Below are 21,278 nucleotides of genomic sequence, written 5' to 3' on the forward strand. Positions count from 1 at the left end.
GTAAAAATTACCCGGTCACGACATCACAAACCTGCTAATTAATTAGGACAGGGAGTTGATGGCGTAGTCAAGAAGAGCATTGTACTCAGTCAAAGCTTGAGCAGACATATCGCGAGGAGTGCAACCACGGTTACGAGCAAAGCTCAATGCTTCAACGTAAGGAGCAGTAGGCAAGCTCAAAGCGCGATAAACTTCGCGTTGACCAGCAATACCCCATTCATCAAGAGGGCCTGTGCCGCCAACAACTAAGCAGTATTGGATCAAGCGCAGGTAGTGCTTGATGTCACGATGACATTTGGCTTTGAAAGTATCGGTGGAGTTAGCTTGACCAGCTTCGTTCAAGTAAGGATACTTTTTGATGCAAGCATCATAAGCTTCTTTAGCAACTGAATCCAGGTTGTTGCCGAGCTTTTCAGCAGCTTCTAAACGAGCAGCAGAGCGTTGGATAGAACCTTGGACTGATTCTAAATCTGAGGTGCTAGGGAAGCGGCCTGCTGCATCAGCAGAGGCGATAGCTGTGGTGAGAACTGATTTCATTTCCTAAATCTCCTAAAGTGATTTTGACAGTGAGCGTAGTTTCAATTTTGCTGAGCGAATTGCGATTAGCAATGGACTAGCTCAGTGCCGAAATGATGCGATCGAAGTAGCTGGAAGCTTCGGCAACTAGAGTGGCGCAACGATCTTCAACTACGATTGTTCCCATTTTCCGCAACTTAGCACCAGCAAATTTTTCGCTGGGGTTGTCTTGGATGTGAGCAGCGGCTTGAGCTTTCATGATTTGAACGGCACGCACGGTGGAGGTGGTGGGCACGCCCAAAGCTGCGTAGGTTTCTTTCAAGCCATTTAAGCAACGGTCATCAAGAACGGAAGCATCACCAGCCAACAAAGCGTAGGTGACATAGCGTAGAATGATTTCTGCATCGCGCAAGCAAGCAGCCATGCGGCGGTTAGGATAGCAGTTACCACCGGCTTGGATCAAGCCTTGGTTTTCGCAGATCATACCGGCAACAGCGTCAGAAACCATGCAGCTAGCGTTGCTGGCGATCGCGTTTACAGCATCCAAGCGTCGGTTGCCGCTGGCAACGAAAGCTCTGAGGGCAGCAATATCACCGACGGTGGAGGTGCTGGCATCGGCTGAAACTACAGCTCTTGAAAAAGCGTCAAGCATTGAGTTCTCCTTAACTTAGACGAAAATTTATTTCTTATCTTAGTTGGTCAACTTGGTGACGAACTTGATGGTTTTGAATATATCCCTGGGATGATGTCTCTGTCTCATTCCTGAGAAACAAAGTAACAATTTGTTACTTTTGTCGCGAAAACTACATTTTTTCGTTTAACTGATGTCGTTTCTGGTGGCATCGGTATTGTTCAAACAGTCAACCGTCAACCGTCAACTATATATATGTTAAATGTGTCGATCAGACCCTACGTGGATGAAAGTGACCTACAGGCGATCGCCCATTTGATCCATACTTGCGAACAAGTCGATCGCCTCGAAGAAGGTACTTCCATTTCCGAATTGCAACAAAAATTTAATCAACCATCCCTTGACAAAAATCGCGATATCTGCATTTGGGAAGACAGTCAGGGAAAACTCATCGGTTTTGCTCAGTTGTCGATTTCTGGATCTGGGGAGATGATTGACGGTTGGCTGTGGTTTTGCGTTCACCCGATCGCGCGATCGGGCAATATTCAAACCCTAGCAGTGGCTTGGGGAGAAAAGCGGATGCGGGAAGTGCAAACAGAACGAGGTATACCAGTGAAACTGCGATCGTGGGTGCGCGCGGAAAATACCGATCGCATTTCTCTGCTAGCAAATTGCGGTTTCAAGGCCGATCGCCATTTTTGTCGTATGGCGCGATCGATCTCTCAACCAATCCCAGAACCAAAAATCCCCAAAGGCTTCATCCTCAGTCAGTTTCGGGGCGCACAGGATGCGATCGCTTGGGTAGAAATGTTCAACCAATCATTTATCGACCACTGGAACCACCACGATTTAACAGTAGAACAATTCCAATACGATTTAGCCAAACCCAGTTACAGAAAGGATTTAGACTTAATTGCAGTCGCCCTTGACGGCACTTTCGCAGCATTTTGTCACTGTGAAATCAGTATCGAAGAGTGCGATCGCACCGGTCGCAATGAAGGCTGGATTATGTCTCTGGGTACAAGACGTGGCTTCCGTAACATCGGATTAGGACGAGCAATGTTGCTGGCTGGCTTACACCGGCTAAAAGCTGTCGGTATCGAAACAGCCATTATCGGAGTCGATGCCGATAATCAGTCCGGTGCCCTGCGGCTTTACGAATCTGTTGGTTTCCACAATATTCGCAATACCATAGCCTATGTCAAAGAACTTCGATCTATATAGTCCTGTGGAAGTCTACAAACCGGGTTCGATCGACGAAAATACTTCGCTACAGCCACAGATTAGGTGAAAAACCCAGCTTCTTTGGTCGAGTCCCCAATCCTGACAAAAAACTTTTCCCAACCCCTTGACACCTGTGTAATACAAATGTAGTATATAAATATGGAAAGGGCAGGAAAAGCAAAAACCTGTATTTTCCGTAAAATTCTGAACCTTGAAAACTGAATAACTAATCGAAATTTCAAGGAACATCAATTTGAAAGTCTTGTAACAGAGACTAGATTGTCATGTTGTTACTTTACACCACATTTTTCAGTTACAAACTGCCTCCGTCTGAGCCAGAGATTGTACCGAATCAGCCTAAATCCAATGCAGAAAAAGCGGATTCAGAGCAGGAAAATTCTGCCAAAACTGAACCGGCCAAACAGACTGAAGAAATCCGCAACATCCAACAACATTATCACTTAGAACGGCGTTTATTTCAGTAAAATCCAGCCCTATTTGGGGAAATAGGACTGGATTTGATGAGACAATAAATGCCAGACTAAAGAGCAGACAGGCTACCAATCCAAAATCCCAAATCTCAAATCGCTCAAGGAGGTATCAGTAATGGTTCACATTCGTTTTGAAGGACGTTCCTATGATGTGGCAGAAAACCAACTGGGTATCGCGACAGGAATGAGCGAACAAGCCATTAAGGAACGTCTGGCCAAGCATTTTGATGTTAAGGGCGATCGCTTCGAGTCCTACGTGCTCGATCGCCGTCCTTCGGGCGATTTAATTGTGCGCCCAGAAGCCGTTTACGGCTAGAAAATCAGCTATCTGAGTTGGCTACCCCCTCGATCGTTCGGCGGTTAAAACCGCAACTATACAAACGAAGTCTGCCTCCGCAGACTAAGAAATAAAGGGGGTATTTAACCAGGATTTCGGCTCGGCTATTAGGCGGCGCACCCCAACTAAAGAAGCTTACAAACTGGTAACGTTCGACTAAACATCGTACAGTAGGTTCGATTCCTACCCTCTCCGCCTCTTGGAGAGGGGTTTTAAAAATAGCTTCTCTGACTTGTGCGCCTCCTCTTATACCTGAATTTTTTAGATTTAAACAACTGCTACACCGCACCCCAACAGTTGAAGCTTACACACTTTTTGGTTTTCTCAACCAGAGGTAATAGGTTCGACTCCTATCATCCCCATCTTGGGGATGTAGCTCAACGGATAGAGCACATAGTTAAAAGCTTTGATGACTTGTGCGGGGTATCTGTCAGGTAGTGAAACAAACACTTCGTGCCCTAAAAAAGGAAGCTTACATACTAGCTCTTGGTAGAGCATTTCTCTTGAAAGAAAAGGTTGCGGGTTCAACTCCTGCGTATGAACAACGGCTTTTTTGACTTGCACGAAGTGACTTTCACTGCTATAACAATCGACAAAAAAAACACAAGGATTTAGTAAATAGTTTCGATGTTTGATAATCCTGTTCTGCGCCCTAACAGATAAAGCGCTTACACACTATTAAGCCGATTAGTCGTAGGTTCAAATCCTGCCAGTCTCGTTTGAGAGGCTGTAGCTCAGTGGTAGAGCGATCGGTATGTCATAAATGCTTTCCAAACTTGCGCGGAACTTCTGATAATTATAAATAGTGGAGTTATGAGCGAACATCGCTTAGCAGAAAATGTGATCGAGCGCCCTCGTGGAGGGCTGAGAATCAGCTTAAGAAAGGTGAAAGGGCAAAAAAAATCTCTGATAAAACTAACCGAAGAAGCTACTACAGATGGACTGCTTAGCCCTTATTTAATTAAGCCGATAAAAAAGACCAAATGGTTTTCCGATTGTCTGGGACCGCTGTACCAATGGCTGCAATCTCATGTAGGTGAGTATTGGGATGATGTTTACAGCAAACTCTGTCAAATCCTCGATATCACTACGTTATCTGGGCAACATATTGTCTCTCATGTATGGCAATATGTGGAACGAAATGCAGTGTTAATTGATGGGGTTCCTTATCGAAAAAGTCGTGAATTTTATAATACAGCTCTTCCTCTTGGTTATTGGTACAGGCAACTTTATGTCCATCCTGAGACGGGAATTCTTTGCTTAGCTAAGAGGATTCGGAAAGTACCAGAAAAGAAGCCGGATGATTTTGTTTTCATAGATGCTTATCATCATTATCAGAAAATAAATGATTTGTGGTATGCGATCGAGCTGGCAGATATTGAACCCTTGGGGATAACCAAAAATAAGTCTTCTGTCAACCGGGAGAAGTACGTTGTGGCTAAACGTCAATGCAACAAGAAGCAAATTAAGTTCATTATGGAACGACTAGCTAAAAATAAGGACTGAAGTCTTTAGTACACACGAAATTTTCACTTCGCGCCCCGATCGGGAAAGTTTACATACTAGCCAAACGGTAAGGCGCTTGACTTAAGATCGAGTATATACAGGTTCAAATCCTGTGTGTGAATCAACGACTTTTTTAACTTGCGCGAAGTGCTTTTTTTTATAACTTTTAGAACCGAAAGTGGTGACAAAGGAGAATTAAATTATGAAAACTACAACTATAATTTACCGATCGCCCAAGGAGATAGACAGTCTGATTCACGCCTTCCAAGAATGCAGTCTGCCGCGAAATCAATGGAATCACGAAGCGCATTTAACAGTTGCTCTGTGGTATCTGTTTTACGATTCAGAAACAGAAGCAATAAATGCAATTCGGAATGGGATTAAACGTTACAACTCGGCTCACGGAATTGAAAGCACAAAAGATGGCGGATATCACGAAACTCTAACGCTGTTTTGGGTGCGAATTGTTCGCCAGTATCTCGCCGATGAAAGCCGGAATCGCTCGATCGTACATCTGGCTAACGGTTTGATTGATAAATATGCCGATTCCCTACGGGATAGCTCCGCTTCACGCACTTTACCATTTCGCTATTACACGCGCGATCGCCTGATGTCTTCAGAAGCCCGCAATCATTGGGTTGAACCCGATTTGAAGTCACTCGACTCCGAAACAGTCCGCCAGGGATTAAAATCCCTGTCTAATAGCTAAAGTCCTCTGAAGAGGACTAAAGATATTTGTTTTTGTTTAGAACTCACAGCAAACAAATTCGGAAAAACGCATTTCAGTCCTCTTTAGAGGACTTCAGCTTTGAGCCAGGGATTTCAATCCCTGGCGGACTAAGGCAATAGGTGCAAAATATTAGGTAAAACCAATGAATATGAATGCAGCAGAGCGCGATTTACGTTTAGAAATGCTCAACAGTCTGCTCACAACACCCCACCGTCAATTAGAAAAAGTAGCAGAAATTCACAAACTAATTGTCGAATTAGACCCGATTTTTTACGGTCATTTAGCAGTGTGGTATCAGCATCAAGGCGACGTGCGCGACCACAAGGAAGTTTTTGTCGGAAACTTGTTGACTTCGGCGCTGACAGAACACCGAGATGCCGGTTTCATGATGCTGCAACAGTTTCCTCCCTACGAGGTTTCGCGGATTGTAGACTTCATGAAGCAGCACCAAAATAAGGTGCCTCGGAGTGCGCGCACTGCTGTCACTCGCTATCTGAAATCGCGGGAAAAAAATCCGCAGTTTTTCGATCGCGCCGCCCTCCGCAGTCGCAAGGCGATGAAGCACTTGTACGCGACTTTACACATCAAACCGAGCGATCGGGCGTCGGCGATTCTGTTCCAAAACAATCCGCCAGAAGACTCTCTAGCCTTCGTTTTGAAACGGTTAGCTAAGGCTGCAACAGCCACCGAACAAGCGAATTTGATTGTTGAGTACAAGATTCCGTATACGATCGCCATTGGTGCGATCAAAATGCTAACACCAACAGTTTTAGCTGCGTTGATTAACTCCATGTCGCCCCAGGAAGTCATCAACAACCTGAAATCCATCCAGTCTCGCGGCGCCATGGATCACCCGGAAGTCAAGCAGTTGATTGATTCCAAGTTGGATGAAGCGGCAAAAAGCTCGCGGGTTTCTGCTTACAAAGCCAGTGTAGCAACTGATAGCGCCAACTTTGACGCAGCAACGGTAGCGAAACTGGAAGCAGTGACCAACGAACAGGTGAAAAAGCGCGGTAAAATTGCCAAAGCCACGGGTTTGTTGATTGACAAGTCGGGAAGTATGGAAAGTGCGATCGATGTTGGGAAGCGTCTCGCTGCTTTAATATCGGGCATTTCCGACGCTGCACTGTTCGTCTACGCCTTTGACACCATGCCCTACCCAGTGCAAGCAAACGGTAGCGAATTGACCGATTGGGAACGCGCATTCAAGCACATTCGCGCTGGCGGCGGCACAAGTTGCGGTTGCGCGGTGGAAGCAATGCGGATTAAAAAGCAGGTAGTTGAGCAATTCATCATAGTCACAGATGAAGGCGAAAACTCTGCACCTTACTTGGCGGATGCTTATCAAAATTACTGCCGCAGTTTGGGGGTAATTCCTGATGTGGTGATTGTGCGAGTTGGCGCTTGGTGCAATTATGTCCAGAAGCAATTAAAGGACAAACAAGTAGCGGTAGAAACCTTTACGTTTGCGGGAGATTACTACTCGCTGCCGAATTTAGTGCCGATGTTGAGTCGTCCTTCGCGGCTGGAATTGTTGATGGAAATTCTGGAGACTTCGCTGCCGGTGAGGGATGATAAGTGATATAATTGGGCATGGCTCGTCAGTTAAGCTGGCGGGCTATCCTCGCAAATTTAGTGGGAGTTAGAATTGTATGTCAACTGAGATTACATACACTGACGCTGAAGCAAATTTTAAAAATCTCTGCGATCGCACTGTTGAAACGGGGGAAGTAATAGTTATTACTAGACCTAACGGCAAAAATGCGGTTTTGATGTCTGAGGTCGAATTAGAAAGTTTGCTAGAAACTCTTTATTTGTTGAGATCGCCTGTTAATGCAACTCGTTTGTTGACAGCACTGAAGCGAGCTAAAGCAAGAGTCATTCAACCTCAGACGCTCGATGAAATTTGCAAAAAATTTGGGCCTGATGAAGAGGATGATACTGAAAATGAGGTAGCGATCGCCAGTTAAATCCTTGATGACAAAATCACAATCTTCTACTATACTCTAAATTTGGGAGGAGCAGTTGGTGACTTCAATATTAATCAAAGATTTAGCAACCGAATTAGAGCTTTTCACCGAAGATCCAGTGGAAAGATTTATTACCAGTGGGGTAAGTTGGGAACAGTATGAACAATTACTGACTCAACTCGGAGATAGTCCTTGGTATCGGGTTACTTATTTAGATGAAGTGCTGGAAATTATGGCCCCAAGTCGCCGTCACGATCGAGATAAAACCAATATTGGGATGCTGCTAGAAGCGTATTTTCAAGAAACACGGACTCGGTTTTGGGGATTGGGTTCAACTACCTTTCGGATTCAAGCAAAAAAGGGCGGTACAGAACCGGATGAGTGCTATTGTATCGGTACAGAGAAAGAGTTTCCTGATTTGGCGATCGAGGTTGTACTCAGCAGCGGTGGTGTAGATAAGTTAGCAGTTTACAAAAAGCTCGGAATTAGAGAGGTTTGGTTCTGGAAAAATCATCGCTTTGAGGTTTATCATCTTCGAGGAGATGAATATGAAAAAATTCACCAAAGTGAATTGTTGCCGGATTTAGATTTAGAACTTCTAGCATATTATGTGGAGCAACCAGATCCGCTGGAGGCGGTGTTGGAGTTTCGGGAAAGAGTTAGAGAAAGTTTAGGTAGAAATTGAAAACTGCTAGAGATGTACTTTACTCCCAAACATCTCCGTCAATATCCTCAAGTAAGAATCTTTTCCCTATTTTTCCCTATTTTCAATTATTCTATCGTTCTCTCGATCATTTCTAGTAACTCAGGATTTGCTATAGATGATACTAACTTTGAATCAGCAGTAGCTAGAACTGCACACAACTTGGAGGAAGTGAGTTCAGGATATTTTTCTAACACCTGTTGTTCCGTCCATCCCGCAGCAAACAGCCCTAGCAGAAATTCTACAGACAACCGAGTTTCTGGAACCGCAGGTTGGGCTGGTACTTTTTTAGTGCCGAAATTAATTTGCTTTCGCCAGTCCATTTTTTTGCTTAAACGATTGGGGAATATGCAGCCAATTATACTGTATTTTATCGCCAGATAGACCAAGGGAGGTCTGAGGAAGCTGATAAATTAAGACTAGGGGCGATTTCCCTGGTAATTAATTTTTTATACCGATCGCACTCGGTCAATTTCTTATACAGTAGAGTAAGGAGCAGCGAGTTCGATCGCCATTTTTGCTTTTGTCGGTTTAGTGAGTAAAAATGCCGATCGCCCTCGATCTTAACACACAGTACAACTACTTGAGCTTGCACTATGACAAAAAAGTCTAAGGTCAAAAAATCCTGTTTGCTCTCCCAACGACTGCAAGAAGCTCTCGACAGAGGCAGTAAAGTTTGGATGAAAACAAATAATAGCAGTTTCGGCGGCATCCCCATTAATTTATCCAAGGAGTTTGCCGAAATTCTGGTAATTGTTTCCCCTAGCGAACACGGGGAAAATAACGATTCTTATGGACAAGTCACTTGGCTGATTCGACTTTCGGATATTATTGCAGTCGCTTATCCAACTGAATATTGGTCTAAAGATAGATTAGAAAGTTTGCTAAAACCCGATGTAGTTACTTCTGAAATGGGAGATAATCCGGGATAAGGTGCTGATAGTGCACCTACCTTTAAAGATGCAATCACAAGTCATTAAAAATAAAAAAGAGTGTATTTTATATTTTATAATATACACTCTTTTTTACACAATTTATCCAGAAGTTTAATTATTTATTGCAAACAGAAAGCTGCACTTTACAACTTCCTCCTGGTAATTCGCTGCAAGCCGCCAAAGCTTGAGCTTCTGCTGATGGTTTATCGTCACCCCAACCGGCACCAGCTCCTCCTTTCCCAACGACAATAGCTCCACAGTTATTAGTGTTGGATGTCAGCGGTTCGCAGTCGTTCGCCCCTCCACTATGCTGATTGCAGGCGGCTACTGCTGCATCTAGTGCTTCTTGTTCTGTAGCATGATCCCAACTGATACCCGTGGCATCAGAAGTGGCAGAATAAGCAGTAGCTCCGTGTTTATCCTGAGCTTGAGCTGTCTGAGCACATAACAGGAGTGGCAATGTCAAAACAGTCGCTAAAACACACTTAGAAAATAGCTTTTGAAACATATTTAGTGGCTGCCTTTACAGAGTGATATTTTTGTGCTTGACCAATATTAAATCAGCCTCGGTAGCAATGTCAATATCCCCCATAAGCAACTCCCAAAAACCTTGTATTGAACAGGCTGTCAGGGGCCACGAGAATTAGGGGAAAAGTCTCATCTCAAATCCCAAATTTTAACTCTAAAATCCGATGACTGATATCCGCAAAATCCTCAACCAACTTGCCGCCCAAGCAGGAAAGCTCCTCGATACCCAATTCCTAGCACCTTGCGTGGGAGGGGGAAGGGTGCGGACAAGGATAGATGGAATGATTTACAGGTTTCAACCGCAGCCTCGCAACTTTGAAGGCTGGGGTATTTTTCAACCAATAAATGAGAAAAATGCTGCCGTAGTCGCAGAGCCAGATTGGGCACAAATGGCAGAGTATTTACAACTGCTTGTGCCAATTCGTTTGCAATTAGCTCATGTACTAAGAGGGCAAACTTGGCTGGCTTATCCTGTTAATGAATCTGATGTAAAACAGCGCACTGGTTTTGTTAAACCCGTAGCCGTACATCTGGTAACTGAAGGCTCGCAGTTTGAGCCAATAGTTGCTAGATGGGATGGTCATTCTTGGTGGTTTGAGGAAATCGATCGACGGGCAGATCCTCTGCCTGCTGAGGAATTAAGGGCTGCTTTAAAACAGTTGAATTTGCCTCAACAAATACGCTTTAAAGGCATGACACCGGAAATGGCAACTGTTTATGAATTGGTGACACAAAATATCAAAGAGTTTGACCATAAATTTAGGGATGAACAGCGCTTGCAGCGGGCTTTGCACTTGGGGGGAGGAGAATTACAAGGTTTTCGGGATCGCGATGAGTATTGGCTGGTGGAATGGACTAGCCGCACTGGTGAAAGACATTCTTCTGCTATTGCTAAGCATGATTTGACTGTGATGAGTGCTGGCATTTGTCTGAGTGGATTAGACAGAAATTTCGATTTGCAGTCTTTAGTTGGTGTAGTCGAGGATAGATAATCGGGAATGGGTAATAGGTAATAGGTAATAGTTATTGCTTATTGGTTATATCGTTTCGAGTTAGATCGGAATGATTTAACCGCAGAGAACACAGAGGACACAGAGGGAGAGAGTAGATCTGAATAATTCAGATGCTACCGGATTTGATATTATTGGTTATTTGTTATTGGTTATTTGTTATTGGTTATTTGTGTTAATTCCAATGCCCAATGCCCAATGCCCAATGCCCAATGCCCAATTCCCAATTCCCAATTCCCAATTCCCAATTCCCAATCACTATGAGTATTTTTTTTCACGAACAATTGTACAGAACATCGTCGGTGATGTCCATGGTTAAAAACTTCCCTATTGCCGTGTGCGGTGCAGGCGCTTTGGGTGCTAATATTACAGAAAATTTGGCGCGATCGGGATTTGGTCAATTAACTGTAGTCGATCGCGATCGCATCGAAGAACGCAATTTGTCCACTCAACCGTATTATCGATCGGATATCGGCGCATTCAAAGCCAAAATTCTCGCCCACAATCTTTACCGCGCTTTGGGAGTCAAAATAGAGACGCACTCAAAAGAATTGACATCCGCCAATGTCGATCGACTACTTGCCAACAGCGCCGCGATCGTTGATACTTTTGATAACAGTGTAGGACGACAAGCAGTCAAGGATTACTGTGCAAGTGTCTCCGTTCCTTGCCTCCATGTCGGATTAGCCACCGATTACTCCGAAATAATTTGGAACGAACACTATCGCGTTCCCTCACCGGCAAATGATGACGTTTGCGATTACCCGTTGTCGAGAAACTTAGTGATGCTGACAGTTGCTGTTGCTTGCGAAGTAATTGTGGCATTTGTCGCTACCAGGGAGCAACAAAATTTAACTTGCACGATCGAAGATTTTGCAGTAAGACCACTTATATTGTAGAATGTCTAGTGGCCATTGCCAGAAACTCGATCGCATGAGATGAGATACCTCTGTCCCATAAATCCGGTTTCTAACTCTCAAAGGCGATCGTCAAACACGCAAAATAAGCTTAAGAAAGTTAACAGGGAAATTATGGTCGGACAACAAACATTTTCTATTTTACTAGCAGTTCTAGCCCTATTAGTTTTGACTGGCGTCGGTGGAGCAAATTATGCTTCTAGCGGCGACGCAGTTTGCCGCACAAATGATTGCCACGAACCCCAAAAAAAATCTCATAAACCGCACAAAAGGATTTTAAAACACGGATCGAGAGGAGAAGATGTCAGAAAGCTGCAAAAATTATTAAACGCGCGAGGTTTGTGCCCACAGCCGATCGTAGTTGACGGCATTTTCGGCCCAACAACTCTCACAGCAGTGAAAAAATTTCAGCGACAAGCTAACCTTCCGGTAGATGGAATTGTCGGGGGAGAAACTTGGGACAGACTATTTGCTAGTTTGTAAATTCAAGCACCGTGCAATACAATTTCTTAAGTCAGTTTTGCTAATCAATCATCCCTCAAATACTCCCTTATTTCTTAGTCCGCGGCGGTTTTAACCGCCGCGGGATTTTTTCGATGCTTTTACAAACATTTGCCCTCCCAAAAACTGCCATAAAAAAGGTAGTTTCAAGTAAATTTTTAACAGCAACGGCGAGGCTGGTCTACCTTTAGTAGAAAATGGTAAAAATCTCGGTATCATCAAATCTATTTGAAAACCAACAGTTTCTAAAAGCTCTTGCAGCGATAAATGCGTAATCGGTAATTGATGGTCAATAAAATCGTAGTATTCCCTGTAAGAATATTTGAAATTGGGCTGAATAACCAAAAGAGAACCGTTAGACTTGAGAGAATCAAAGCAAAATGAAATAATTTGGACTAATTCTTCTTTATTCTTCAAATGTTCAAAAAAATTAGAGATAAAAATGCGGTCAAACTGTTCGGTAAATAAATGGCGATCGCCTAAATTTAAAACATCAATATTCAGCACTTTAATATCAGCATTAGCAAATATTTTTGAATCAGGATTGAGGTCAATTAAGCATTTTTCCTCTGCCCGAATTTGATTTATAAACTCGCAGTAGCCCCCACCAATATCTAAAATAGATGATTGCGAGGGAACATATTTTTGTAAAAAATCGTCAATTAATACTTTCCAAAGCAATACCTTAGCTTCCATCTGTCTGGAATCAAATCGATTAGCGTACAATTTTTTGAGATATCCGTCAGCTTTCATAGTAAGATAGTATTCAGTAAGTATGACTTTATCACTATCCCAGGCAACTATGAACGTTATATCTACCGAAATACCGGAAGTTTTGATAATTGAGCCGAAAATTTTCGGAGACGATCGCGGTTTCTTTCTTGAGAGTTTTAATCACAAAGCTTTTGGAGAAAAAACTGGTGTGACGGCAGATTTTGTTCAAGACAATCATTCCAAATCGTCTAAAAATGTGCTGCGCGGATTGCACTACCAATTGCAGCAGCCTCAAGGCAAATTGCTGCGGGTAGTTAGTGGCGAAATATTTGATGTAGCTGTGGATATTAGAAAAAGCTCGCCGACTTTTGGACAATGGGTGGGCTGTATGCTGAGTGCTGAAAATAAACAGCAACTTTGGGTGCCGGCGGGATTTGCTCACGGTTTTTTAGTCGTTTCTGAAACTGCGGAAGTTTTGTACAAAACTACAGACTACTATGCACCAAGTCACGAGCGGTGTATCCTCTGGAATGACCCAGATTTGGCGATCGATTGGCCCCTGGATGGTGCCAAACCAATTTTATCAGCTAAAGACAAAGCCGGACAAACATTGAAAAGAGCTCAAGTGTTTTAGATAATGAAAATCTTACTGACAGGTGGCAGCGGACAACTCGCTCAAGAATTGCAGCCAATTTTATTATATTCGGGAGAAGTAATTGCAGTCGATCGCGCTCGTCTCGACTTATCCCAACCCGAAACTATTCGTCAAGCAATAGCTGAAATTCAACCGCATTTAGTGGTTAATGCGGGCGCTTACACTGCTGTAGACAAAGCAGAAACCGAACCAGAATTAGCACAGGCTGTCAACGGCATCGCCCCTGGCATTATTGCCGAAGAATGCGAAAAACTGGGAGCAACATTGATTCATATTTCCACCGATTATGTATTTGATGGCAGCCAGGGTTATCCTTATCGAGAAACAGATTCTACCAATCCCCTGGGAAGTTACGGCAAGTCAAAATTAGCTGGCGAGGAAGCAATTAGACAAGCCGGAAATCGGCACATTATTATTAGAACAGCCTGGGTTTATGGCAACGGTGGCAAAGGTTGGGCAAAGACAGGGAAGAAATTCGAGTAGTCGCAGATCAGATCGGAAGTCCTACTTGGACAGGAGATTTAGCGGCGGCAATTTCCCAGATAATTCCTCAGATTCAACCCGAAATTTTCGGAACTTACCAATATACAAACAGCGGAGTTTGTAGTTGGTATGATTTGGCGATCGCCATTTTTGAAGAAGCAGAAAAACTGGGCTTTCCCCTAAAAATTAAGCGGGTAATTCCGATTACAACAGCGGAATATCCAACACCTGCAAAACGTCCGGCTTTTTCTGTCCTTTCACCTGTGAAAATATCAGGAATTCTCGGCACCTATCCTCCCTATTGGCGGGAATCCCTCCGGCAAATGCTGGCAAGAGAAGTCAAATAAACATTGAGGGGGCGAGTTTGGTAGGGTTAGTGGATGGTGCGTGCCTACCCTCACCTACTAAGTTTCGCCCCTACAAAAAATGCAACAGCCCCGTTGTAAGTCAACACCATTCGTGTTTCAAAATCCGATGAAATTCCAGCCACAATATGTTTTAATTGGTGCATCAGTTCTAGGGATTATCATACCAGCTTCCTATATTTTGTACCTGATATCGCAAGCCGGAGATTTATCTAATTTTGACTATTGGTGGATGACATGGAATTTCTATTCAGTCGATGGTTTTTCCACTAATCCTTTGAATTGGATCTTTCGCGCCAACGAGCATTTTGTCTTGATTCCAGCAATTATCTATGCCTTGAATATAGTTATTACCCAAGGTTCAAATATCGGTTTATGTGTATTTGCCTGGTTTTTGGCTTTAATCCAGTGCCACGTATTAATCGCTTTGCTACCTTTAAAAATTAGCCGTTTTCCCGTGCAATTTATCTTCATTATAGTGGCTATTTCTATTTTTAATTTTACTCCCGCAGCCGCTCATAATTGGATGCGGGGATTTAGTGGTGTACATTGGATAATTGCTAATTTATTTGTAATTTGTGCGATATTTTGTTTGCAATCCTATGCGAAAAATTTGTCCGTAGGGGCGGTGCCGCCGCCCTCCTTATCCTCGTTACAAGATAAGTGGGTAATTGGTAGCATTATTTTTGGTATTTTAGGTTGTATTAGTTACAGCACTCCTTTAGCTTTGTGGCCAATCTTGTGTGCTACTGCTATGGTGTTGCGCTTTCCTAGACAAGTTATTTATTTGTATTTTGGTGTTTCTATTGCGGTATTTGTGACTTATTTCTTGACTTATAAAACCCCCGCTCATCACCCTTCTTTAACCAAAATTAACCCCCTAAAATTTGTTGAATATATTCCTACTTATTTAGGCGGAATATTTAGCGAAAATATTGCGATAGCCTCAATTATGGGCATCATTGGTTTGATAGCTGTAACGATTTTTGTGGGTTATTGGTTGTTTGGTAAAAAGAGCGATCGCACCGAGTGGCTACCTTGGCTATCAATCCAGATTTACACCTTGCAAACAGCGTTAATGGCTGCCGTTAGTCGATCGGGATTTGGAGTCGAACAAGCCACCGCTTCCCGCTACGCCACACTGCCGGCCCTGTTTTGGATGAGCACCATTGTCCTCACGGTATTGTGGGTACGCCAATCAGAACTAACTCCCAGAATCCAAACACGTTGGCTGACATCGCTGTTAGCAATCACCACAATAGCGATCGTATTAATGTACGGCGTGGGAGGAGACATAGCAAGTGCGATCGCCCAGAGAGCAACCTATCAACCCTTAGTCGCATTATCATTACAATTAGGCATCACCGATGTCACCTTAATTAAAGAAAAAGTAGGCAACAGACCAGCAGCTTTCATCGGCTTAATCGATGCCTTAAAAACTCATAATTTAGTGCCATTTAACCGAGACATTAAACAACACAACTTCTGTGCAACACTAGATACAAAAATCGATCCAAACTTACTATCAGCCCCCAAAGACGGAGTACCAGGATACTTTGATATAATCACCAAACTCGCACCCAGTGCCGGCAGAGTAATTGGCTGGATAGGAGACCCAGAAAACAATGTAAAATGTATAGCCATCCTCAACCAAGAAAATGTCGTTCGAGGTTTCGCCATGTCAGGATTCCCCCGCCCCGATTTAGTTAATTTATTTGGCCCATCCTACGCATCCGCAGCTTGGAGAGGCTACATTCAGACATCACCAACCGACAAATTCTTAACAGCCTACGCATCATTCAAAAACCGCCAAGGCTGGGTAGCCCTGCGAAATTCACAAACCATCAATAAAAATTAAAAACCCACCCAAAAACCCCTCTCAAATCTCCCTCTCTGCGCCCTCTGCGGTCAAAAAAAATATGCAAAAACACCTTAGTTTCGTCATCCCCGTTCACAACGAAGAAGCAACCCTAAAATTGCTGTTTGAAAAAATCCAAATTGTGATGACCCAAACCAGAATAGACAATTACGAAGTAATTTTCATAGACGACGGTAGTCGCGACTATTCTTGGCGAGAAATCATAGATTTAGCCAGGAATAATCCCAAACTAATTAAAGCCATTAAACTGCGTCGCAACTTTGGCAAATCAGCCGCCCTTGCAGCCGGATTTCGCAATTCATCAGGCAGAATCATCTTTACTCTAGATGCGGATCTTCAGGACGATCCGGCGGAAATACCTAGATTTTTAGACCATTTGGAATTGGGATTTGATTTAGTTTCGGGTTGGCGAAAACAGCGGAACGATCCAATTTCTAAAACTTTACCTTCCAAGTTGTTTAATGCGGTGGCGTGTTTGGTAACTGGCGTACAAATGCACGATATGAATTGCGGTTTTAAAGCTTATCGCCAGGAAGTTTTAGCATCTATTAAATTGTACGGAGAATTGCACCGCTACATTCCGGCTTTAGCAAACAATTTGGGTTTTAAAATTGGGGAAGTGGTTGTCGAACACCATTCCCGCAAACATGGAAAATCTAATTATGGCTGGGAACGTTATGCACGGGGTTTTCTGGACTTGTTGACGGTGTTGGCAACGACGCATTATTTACAGAAACCGGGTCATTTGTTTGGGGGTTTAGGGTTGTTTTTTGGCTTGATTGGGACTGTTTCACTGAGTTATTTGATTGTGATTTGGTTTTTGAATTTGGGAGGGATGAATTTTGGTCCGATCGGGAATCGACCTTTGTTATTTTTTGGGATTTTGTGTACAATCCTGTCGGTACAATTGATTTCGTTGGGTATTTTGGCGGAGTTGATGGCGCGAAATGTCGATGCTGATTATGTGGATAAGCAGATTTGTGAAATTATTGATGATTCTGATATTGATATTTGAAGCAAGAAGAACCCCCCCAAGGGCAAGGTGGATTAATTGTCGCCGGAGCAATGTATTATAGTATTGGCGATCGGGGTTAACCCGATCGCCAATACTATCCTCAATAAAGTTATGGAAAATCAGCTCTATAAATGCCGTTCCAAATCGAACAGAAAACCGTGAATATACTCCTCAGTCCACTCCTCACCATAGAACCGCAAAAACATCCCCCTGGCCGGATCTTTAGCAGCACGATAATTGATATAATTCCGTTGAGCTTGAAGGATTTCTGCTAATCTCTGGCTATCTGTGACTGGTTCGGCGCGATCGACCAAATCGAGATAAGCTTGTAGATAATCCTGAAAAGCTGCAAACACCGTAGTTTGCACAGCCTCCGTTTCCTTGGGACGAGTCCAGAGAAAAGCCGGAGAAAAGAACGGTTTTGCCTCTTCAGGAAAATCCCCACCCCAAGGTAAGTCTGTTTGATACTTGTTAAAAAGCGGTAAAATCGGATCGGAGTATTGCTTTTGATAAGCCAGAGTATGGAATAGTGGCTGCATATCTAAAGCAATCAAATGTCCCCCCGGCAAAGTTACTAAATCCGCCCCAAAAAAAGGCAAATCATAATTTATTTGGGGGAAAATTACAAAATTCAGTACCTGGAGAGCATCACCACCCTGAACGTGAGCGGCCCGAATCTGCCGCAGTTTTGAGGATTTGAAAGCATGGCTGGTAGTCACAACCAACTGCTCTTTTTTCCCCTTCCCGGTGATAGCTTCTTTACTTTCAAAACCTGCTGGAATCGGATAAGGAGCTAGGTCAAGTCGTTCCGTGATCAGTGGAATTGCGTAATCTAAAAATGGCTGATATAGAGTCATGTTAAATTTATTTTGCCCCGGCGGGAATCGCTAAGGGAACAGCATCTTCAAACAAAAACTCGTACAAAAATTTCTCTGACCATTCATGGCCAAAATAGCTGCTGAATAGTCCTGATGCGGGGTCTCTTTCTGCACTATACTGGTCGTAATCTTTCTGTGCTTTCACAATCCGCTGAACTTCTTCGGGAGTCTTCAGTACAGAAGCTTGGTGTAGCATTTGACAATACAACTGGACGTATTCTTGATAGGCGGGAAACAATTGGTTTACCACTGTTTCGGCGTCGGTTTTTGCAAAGAGCAAATTTTTGGAAAAATACTGGTTGGCATCATAAAACTTCATTTCTAAGTCTTGTACCAAGGCGCTGTATTTACTGCGAATTTCGGTCAATGGTTCGATATACTTGTCTATGTAGGGGCGATCGCGGAATAAGGGCTGAAAATCAATCACTACCAAGATTTTCTTTTTCCCAAACGCTAAAAAATCTATCCCCAGCAAGGGTACATCGTAATTATAGTTAGGATAAATAACGCTGTTGAAAATTTGCGCCGTTTCCCCAGCATCGATGTATGTGTAGCGAATTTTTCGCAATTGAGGGCATTGATAGCACCAACTTTGAATTGTGGCTGGATTTTTGCCTCTTTCGCTCACCACTGATTCCAAACCAGAGGGAATGGGACGACTCTCTAGTGCAAAATTCTCAGACAGTTCTTTTTCTAAAAATTGTTGAAATGGCTTAAACATAGATGATAATTTAGCCCCTTAGAGGTTTTCCCTAAATACAGGATGATAGGCGATCGCCCGAAGTCTCGTCTCTCTTTTAGCTAACAAAGTAATATTTCGTTATGAAACCAAACTTTCGCTCGAACTTTTGTAATAGATATTTCCCATAATTCCTGTGGAGTAGGCATGGGGCCAGCTCTTGACAGTTGGGGAGCAATCTAACTAAGACTTTTTACCATATTCCCCTGTGCAAATTTCATATTTGTAACAAAATTTAATACAAATTTTCATAATTCTAGTCTATAACTTGGATTGTCTCCAACTACCAGAATGCAATTTTAATAACTATGCAGTTAAGTGAAAGAGCCAAAGAATTAATTCCCAAAGCCAGAATCGTCAGTTTTGCCACTTGGAACAATCTCTATTCCGATGAAGTAATCGCCATTTTTCAAGCAGCAGACAATCGAGGTCAATATCTCACCGACGAAGATTTAGAACGCATTCAAAATCTGGTTTCAGATAATTCTTTAATGGTAGCACAAGCTAAATTGCTGCGAGAGCAAGCTCCTGATTTGGTTGCCAATGCCAGAGCAAAGGTATTAGCAGAATTTCCGAATATCGCCGAACCAGGAAATGACCTCTATCCTCCGGCTCGTGCTGAAGCCTGTTGGCGAGATTTTTGGCATTTCTTGCGCTCCGTCACCTATGGAGTTGCTGGGAAAAATCCTGAATTCCTCAGCCAGGAAGGACTCAAAAATATGGAGCTACTTTATCAAGAATTGGGAGTTCCGGTGCCAGCGATGCTCTGTGGATTAGAACAGTTAAAAACAGTCAGTTTACAGCAATTTAGTTCAGAAGAACAGGATTTATTGGGTCTCAATTTTGACCATTTAATCAGTGCCTTAAAACAGTTTAGTCAAGCTTGAGTACCCAGGGGATTCAAGAAACCGGGTTTTTCACCCATATTTTCGCAGTCCAGCCTATATTTTCATAAAAACCCGGTTTCTGGCTTAGTATTATTGGAGAAGTCTAGTAGAGATTCAAGAAATTCTTCCTTCTTCCTTCTTCCTGAAGCGTTCCCTGAGCGTAGTCGAAGGGCCTTCTTCCTTCTTCTTAACTGTTCTCAAGCAAATTTTCTAAAGCAGCGCCAACTACTTGATGATGGGAGTCTTGCCGAAGTTGACTCAAAACTTCCTTCGCCTGGGGAGTATCAAAATGCTTCAAAGCAGATGCAGTGTGCTGACGAATTCCTTCATACTCAGAATTAGCCAGCGTCAATAATTGAGAAAGTGCGGCCGGTTCCTGAATTGTTCCAGCTAAGGCACCGAGTGCATCCACAGCAGCTTCCTGGGTGGTCATATCTTCGCCAGCTAATGCTTCGAGACAAACTTCAAAAAGTTCGTTGTAGCACTCCATGTCTACCAGGGCTGCTATAATGCTGCGACGCACCAGCCAGTGGTCATCCTGAATAAAAGTCAGCAGTAAATGAGATGCAGCGCATCTCCCGAATAGAGATAGCGAATTCGCGGCTTCGGCCCTGACATTGGGGGTGTTGTCAAGTTTGATGATTTGGAGGAGTGCGGCGAAGGATTCGGCGCTTTGTTGTTGCCCAAATCCCCGACTGACAAAGGAACGTACTAAAAATTCAGGGTCGTTGAGTTTCGATTTTAGTAAGGGAACGGCTATTTCTGGTGTATAGTCTTTGAGAGCTGCGATCGCCTTGAGTCGATACTGAAAGTCAGAATTTTCTAGAGACGCTTCGATTTCGTGAATATCCATAACCACAAAGCACAAGTTTCTTATACTGTAACAGAAATATTGCTTCTTCCTTCTTTGTACCCTGAGCGTAGTCGAAGGGCCTTTCTTTGTACCCTGAGCGTAGTCGAAGGGCATTTCTTTGTACCCTGAGCGTAGTCGAAGGGCTTTCTTCCTTCTTCCTTCTTCCTTCTTCTAAACTCTCTCATCAAATCTAGTCTGAAAACTGCCATATTTAAACCAATATTGTCGCAGTTCATGGTGAGGTGTATGCAAACTACCTTTGGCTTGATAAAGGATAACTTGTCGATGATTTCCCATCCAAACTCGTTTGCTGGGTTCCACAGAAATTAAACACCCTCCTAGACTAATGATACATTCCTCAAATCGCTCAACTGTTGGATAGTCTAAGGTTTCAAAAATCAGAAACTGACCGGAAAAAATTAAGTGACGACTTCTGATCCAAGCCTGCATTTTTTTGTCCGCTATGGGTGGTAATACCATTTAAGATTTAAGATTTGAGATTTTAGAAACAGTCCTGGACGCGCTTCAACTATAGAATTTTCCCTTCTGTCCTAGATAACTAAAGCCTGATTCGTTCTTCTATCAATCAAGCTTGTAGCTTTTTTTCATATAAAAAGAGCGAATAATTAACTCGCTCCAGAGAAACTAAAAAATTATGTTCGTCCGGGACTGTAAAATGTGATAGCTGTTACAACCACGAATTGACAGAATTTGTGGAGAATCTTGGTCTTCCATTTCCATAGCACAGGCAAGATGCCTGTGCTACAAACAGTCAATTTACTGACTTGGGGATACTCCCTTCATCAAGTTG

At 43.2% G+C, this 21,278-nt stretch carries 25 protein-coding genes, 2 tRNA genes and 1 pseudogene; 19 read left to right on the forward strand and 9 right to left on the reverse strand.

Features of this window, described 5'->3' with window-relative positions; all coding sequences use genetic code 11:
• Positions 1-42: 42 nt before the first annotated feature.
• Together P2A85_RS02090 and cpeB are read right to left on the reverse strand one after the other, a co-directional pair.
• Positions 43-537, reverse strand: a complete 495-nt coding sequence (locus P2A85_RS02090) for a bleomycin hydrolase (protein WP_096830783.1) — start codon at positions 535-537, stop codon at positions 43-45.
• A 76-nt stretch (positions 538-613) separates the two neighbouring features.
• A complete protein-coding gene (gene cpeB / locus P2A85_RS02095; protein ID WP_096830782.1) occupies positions 614-1,168 on the reverse strand; it encodes a C-phycoerythrin subunit beta in 555 nt (184 codons plus the stop codon).
• A 234-nt stretch (positions 1,169-1,402) separates the two neighbouring features.
• Between cpeB and P2A85_RS02100 the strand changes: the two genes are divergently transcribed.
• The 10 genes from P2A85_RS02100 to P2A85_RS02145 all read left to right on the forward strand — a co-directional run bounded on the left by P2A85_RS02100 (position 1,403) and on the right by P2A85_RS02145 (position 8,090).
• Positions 1,403-2,371 carry a GNAT family N-acetyltransferase gene (locus P2A85_RS02100; protein ID WP_377477256.1) on the forward strand — a complete coding sequence of 323 codons (969 nt, stop codon included), beginning with the start codon at positions 1,403-1,405 and terminating at the stop codon, positions 2,369-2,371.
• A 284-nt stretch (positions 2,372-2,655) separates the two neighbouring features.
• The gene (locus P2A85_RS02105; RefSeq protein ID WP_377477257.1) at positions 2,656-2,856 is read left to right on the forward strand and encodes a radical SAM protein; all 201 of its coding nucleotides are present in this window, start codon (positions 2,656-2,658) and stop codon (positions 2,854-2,856) included.
• 121 nt (positions 2,857-2,977) lie between these two features.
• A complete protein-coding gene (locus tag P2A85_RS02110; RefSeq protein ID WP_340517046.1) occupies positions 2,978-3,178 on the forward strand; it encodes a hypothetical protein in 201 nt (66 codons plus the stop codon).
• Positions 3,179-3,672: 494 nt separating this feature from the next.
• Positions 3,673-3,739: transfer RNA gene (locus tag P2A85_RS02115), tRNA-OTHER, on the forward strand.
• Positions 3,740-4,012: 273 nt separating this feature from the next.
• Complete coding sequence (locus P2A85_RS02120; protein WP_377477259.1) at positions 4,013-4,705, forward strand: hypothetical protein; 693 nt, start codon at positions 4,013-4,015, stop codon at positions 4,703-4,705.
• Positions 4,706-4,755: 50 nt separating this feature from the next.
• Positions 4,756-4,824 (forward strand) — tRNA-Leu (locus P2A85_RS02125).
• A gap of 83 nt (positions 4,825-4,907) precedes the next feature.
• A complete protein-coding gene (locus tag P2A85_RS02130) occupies positions 4,908-5,414 on the forward strand; it encodes a hypothetical protein (RefSeq protein WP_371117372.1) in 507 nt (168 codons plus the stop codon).
• A gap of 163 nt (positions 5,415-5,577) precedes the next feature.
• Positions 5,578-7,017, forward strand: a complete 1,440-nt coding sequence (locus P2A85_RS02135; protein ID WP_377477260.1) for a hypothetical protein — start codon at positions 5,578-5,580, stop codon at positions 7,015-7,017.
• A 70-nt stretch (positions 7,018-7,087) separates the two neighbouring features.
• Positions 7,088-7,405: a type II toxin-antitoxin system Phd/YefM family antitoxin gene (locus tag P2A85_RS02140; RefSeq protein ID WP_377477261.1), complete on the forward strand. Its 318-nt coding sequence runs from the start codon at positions 7,088-7,090 to the stop codon at positions 7,403-7,405.
• Positions 7,406-7,463: 58 nt separating this feature from the next.
• Positions 7,464-8,090, forward strand: coding sequence for a Uma2 family endonuclease (locus tag P2A85_RS02145; RefSeq protein WP_377477262.1), 627 nt, complete (start codon positions 7,464-7,466; stop codon positions 8,088-8,090).
• Between the two features lie 86 nt (positions 8,091-8,176).
• Here the strand turns inward: P2A85_RS02145 and P2A85_RS02150 are convergent, their stop codons facing one another.
• Positions 8,177-8,431 (reverse strand): DUF433 domain-containing protein, encoded by a 255-nt coding sequence (locus P2A85_RS02150; RefSeq protein ID WP_371117378.1) that lies wholly within the window; start codon positions 8,429-8,431, stop codon positions 8,177-8,179.
• 273 nt (positions 8,432-8,704) lie between these two features.
• Here P2A85_RS02150 and P2A85_RS02155 point away from each other — a divergent pair, with 273 nt between their 5' ends.
• Positions 8,705-9,040 (forward strand): hypothetical protein, encoded by a 336-nt coding sequence (locus P2A85_RS02155; protein ID WP_377477263.1) that lies wholly within the window; start codon positions 8,705-8,707, stop codon positions 9,038-9,040.
• A 118-nt stretch (positions 9,041-9,158) separates the two neighbouring features.
• On the opposite strand, the gene P2A85_RS02160 is transcribed toward P2A85_RS02155, so the two are convergent.
• Positions 9,159-9,551, reverse strand: coding sequence for a DUF4189 domain-containing protein (locus tag P2A85_RS02160; RefSeq protein ID WP_377477264.1), 393 nt, complete (start codon positions 9,549-9,551; stop codon positions 9,159-9,161).
• 184 nt (positions 9,552-9,735) lie between these two features.
• Between P2A85_RS02160 and P2A85_RS02165 the strand changes: the two genes are divergently transcribed.
• The 3 genes from P2A85_RS02165 (at position 9,736) to P2A85_RS02175 (ending at position 11,981) form a co-directional block, all read left to right on the forward strand.
• Positions 9,736-10,563 carry a hypothetical protein gene (locus tag P2A85_RS02165; RefSeq protein WP_377477265.1) on the forward strand — a complete coding sequence of 276 codons (828 nt, stop codon included), beginning with the start codon at positions 9,736-9,738 and terminating at the stop codon, positions 10,561-10,563.
• 278 nt (positions 10,564-10,841) lie between these two features.
• On the forward strand, positions 10,842-11,480 hold the full coding sequence (locus tag P2A85_RS02170) for a HesA/MoeB/ThiF family protein (RefSeq protein ID WP_377477266.1): 639 nt from the start codon (positions 10,842-10,844) through the stop codon (positions 11,478-11,480).
• A 39-nt stretch (positions 11,481-11,519) separates the two neighbouring features.
• Entirely contained in the window at positions 11,520-11,981 is a 462-nt protein-coding gene (locus tag P2A85_RS02175) for a peptidoglycan-binding protein (RefSeq protein ID WP_377477267.1), read from the forward strand.
• A 90-nt stretch (positions 11,982-12,071) separates the two neighbouring features.
• Here the strand turns inward: P2A85_RS02175 and P2A85_RS02180 are convergent, their stop codons facing one another.
• Positions 12,072-12,752, reverse strand: a complete 681-nt coding sequence (locus P2A85_RS02180) for a class I SAM-dependent methyltransferase (protein ID WP_377477268.1) — start codon at positions 12,750-12,752, stop codon at positions 12,072-12,074.
• 49 nt (positions 12,753-12,801) lie between these two features.
• On the opposite strand from P2A85_RS02180, the gene rfbC reads away from it, so the two are divergent.
• The 4 genes and pseudogenes from rfbC to P2A85_RS02200 all read left to right on the forward strand — a co-directional run bounded on the left by rfbC (position 12,802) and on the right by P2A85_RS02200 (position 17,110).
• Positions 12,802-13,347 (forward strand): dTDP-4-dehydrorhamnose 3,5-epimerase, encoded by a 546-nt coding sequence (rfbC, locus tag P2A85_RS02185; RefSeq protein WP_377477269.1) that lies wholly within the window; start codon positions 12,802-12,804, stop codon positions 13,345-13,347.
• 3 nt (positions 13,348-13,350) lie between these two features.
• Positions 13,351-14,198: pseudogene (gene rfbD / locus P2A85_RS02190) on the forward strand (dTDP-4-dehydrorhamnose reductase).
• A gap of 79 nt (positions 14,199-14,277) precedes the next feature.
• Entirely contained in the window at positions 14,278-16,074 is a 1,797-nt protein-coding gene (locus P2A85_RS02195) for a hypothetical protein (protein ID WP_377477270.1), read from the forward strand.
• Positions 16,075-16,135: 61 nt separating this feature from the next.
• Entirely contained in the window at positions 16,136-17,110 is a 975-nt protein-coding gene (locus tag P2A85_RS02200) for a glycosyltransferase family 2 protein (RefSeq protein ID WP_377477271.1), read from the forward strand.
• A gap of 125 nt (positions 17,111-17,235) precedes the next feature.
• On the opposite strand, the gene P2A85_RS02205 is transcribed toward P2A85_RS02200, so the two are convergent.
• Positions 17,236-17,967, reverse strand: coding sequence for a phycoerythrobilin:ferredoxin oxidoreductase (locus P2A85_RS02205; RefSeq protein WP_377477272.1), 732 nt, complete (start codon positions 17,965-17,967; stop codon positions 17,236-17,238).
• Between the two features lie 7 nt (positions 17,968-17,974).
• Positions 17,975-18,709, reverse strand: coding sequence for a 15,16-dihydrobiliverdin:ferredoxin oxidoreductase (locus P2A85_RS02210; RefSeq protein ID WP_377477273.1), 735 nt, complete (start codon positions 18,707-18,709; stop codon positions 17,975-17,977).
• 326 nt (positions 18,710-19,035) lie between these two features.
• Between P2A85_RS02210 and P2A85_RS02215 the strand changes: the two genes are divergently transcribed.
• Entirely contained in the window at positions 19,036-19,614 is a 579-nt protein-coding gene (locus P2A85_RS02215; RefSeq protein WP_377477274.1) for a phycobilisome protein, read from the forward strand.
• A 187-nt stretch (positions 19,615-19,801) separates the two neighbouring features.
• On the opposite strand, the gene P2A85_RS02220 is transcribed toward P2A85_RS02215, so the two are convergent.
• Positions 19,802-20,467 (reverse strand): HEAT repeat domain-containing protein, encoded by a 666-nt coding sequence (locus P2A85_RS02220; protein ID WP_341737571.1) that lies wholly within the window; start codon positions 20,465-20,467, stop codon positions 19,802-19,804.
• A gap of 171 nt (positions 20,468-20,638) precedes the next feature.
• The gene (locus P2A85_RS02225; protein ID WP_340521746.1) at positions 20,639-20,917 is read right to left on the reverse strand and encodes a CpeR family transcriptional regulator; all 279 of its coding nucleotides are present in this window, start codon (positions 20,915-20,917) and stop codon (positions 20,639-20,641) included.
• Between the last annotated feature and the right edge of the window lie 361 nt (positions 20,918-21,278).

It is taken from the genome of Microcoleus anatoxicus, from assembly GCF_042465725.1.
Lineage (GTDB): Bacteria > Cyanobacteriota > Cyanobacteriia > Cyanobacteriales > Microcoleaceae > Microcoleus > Microcoleus anatoxicus.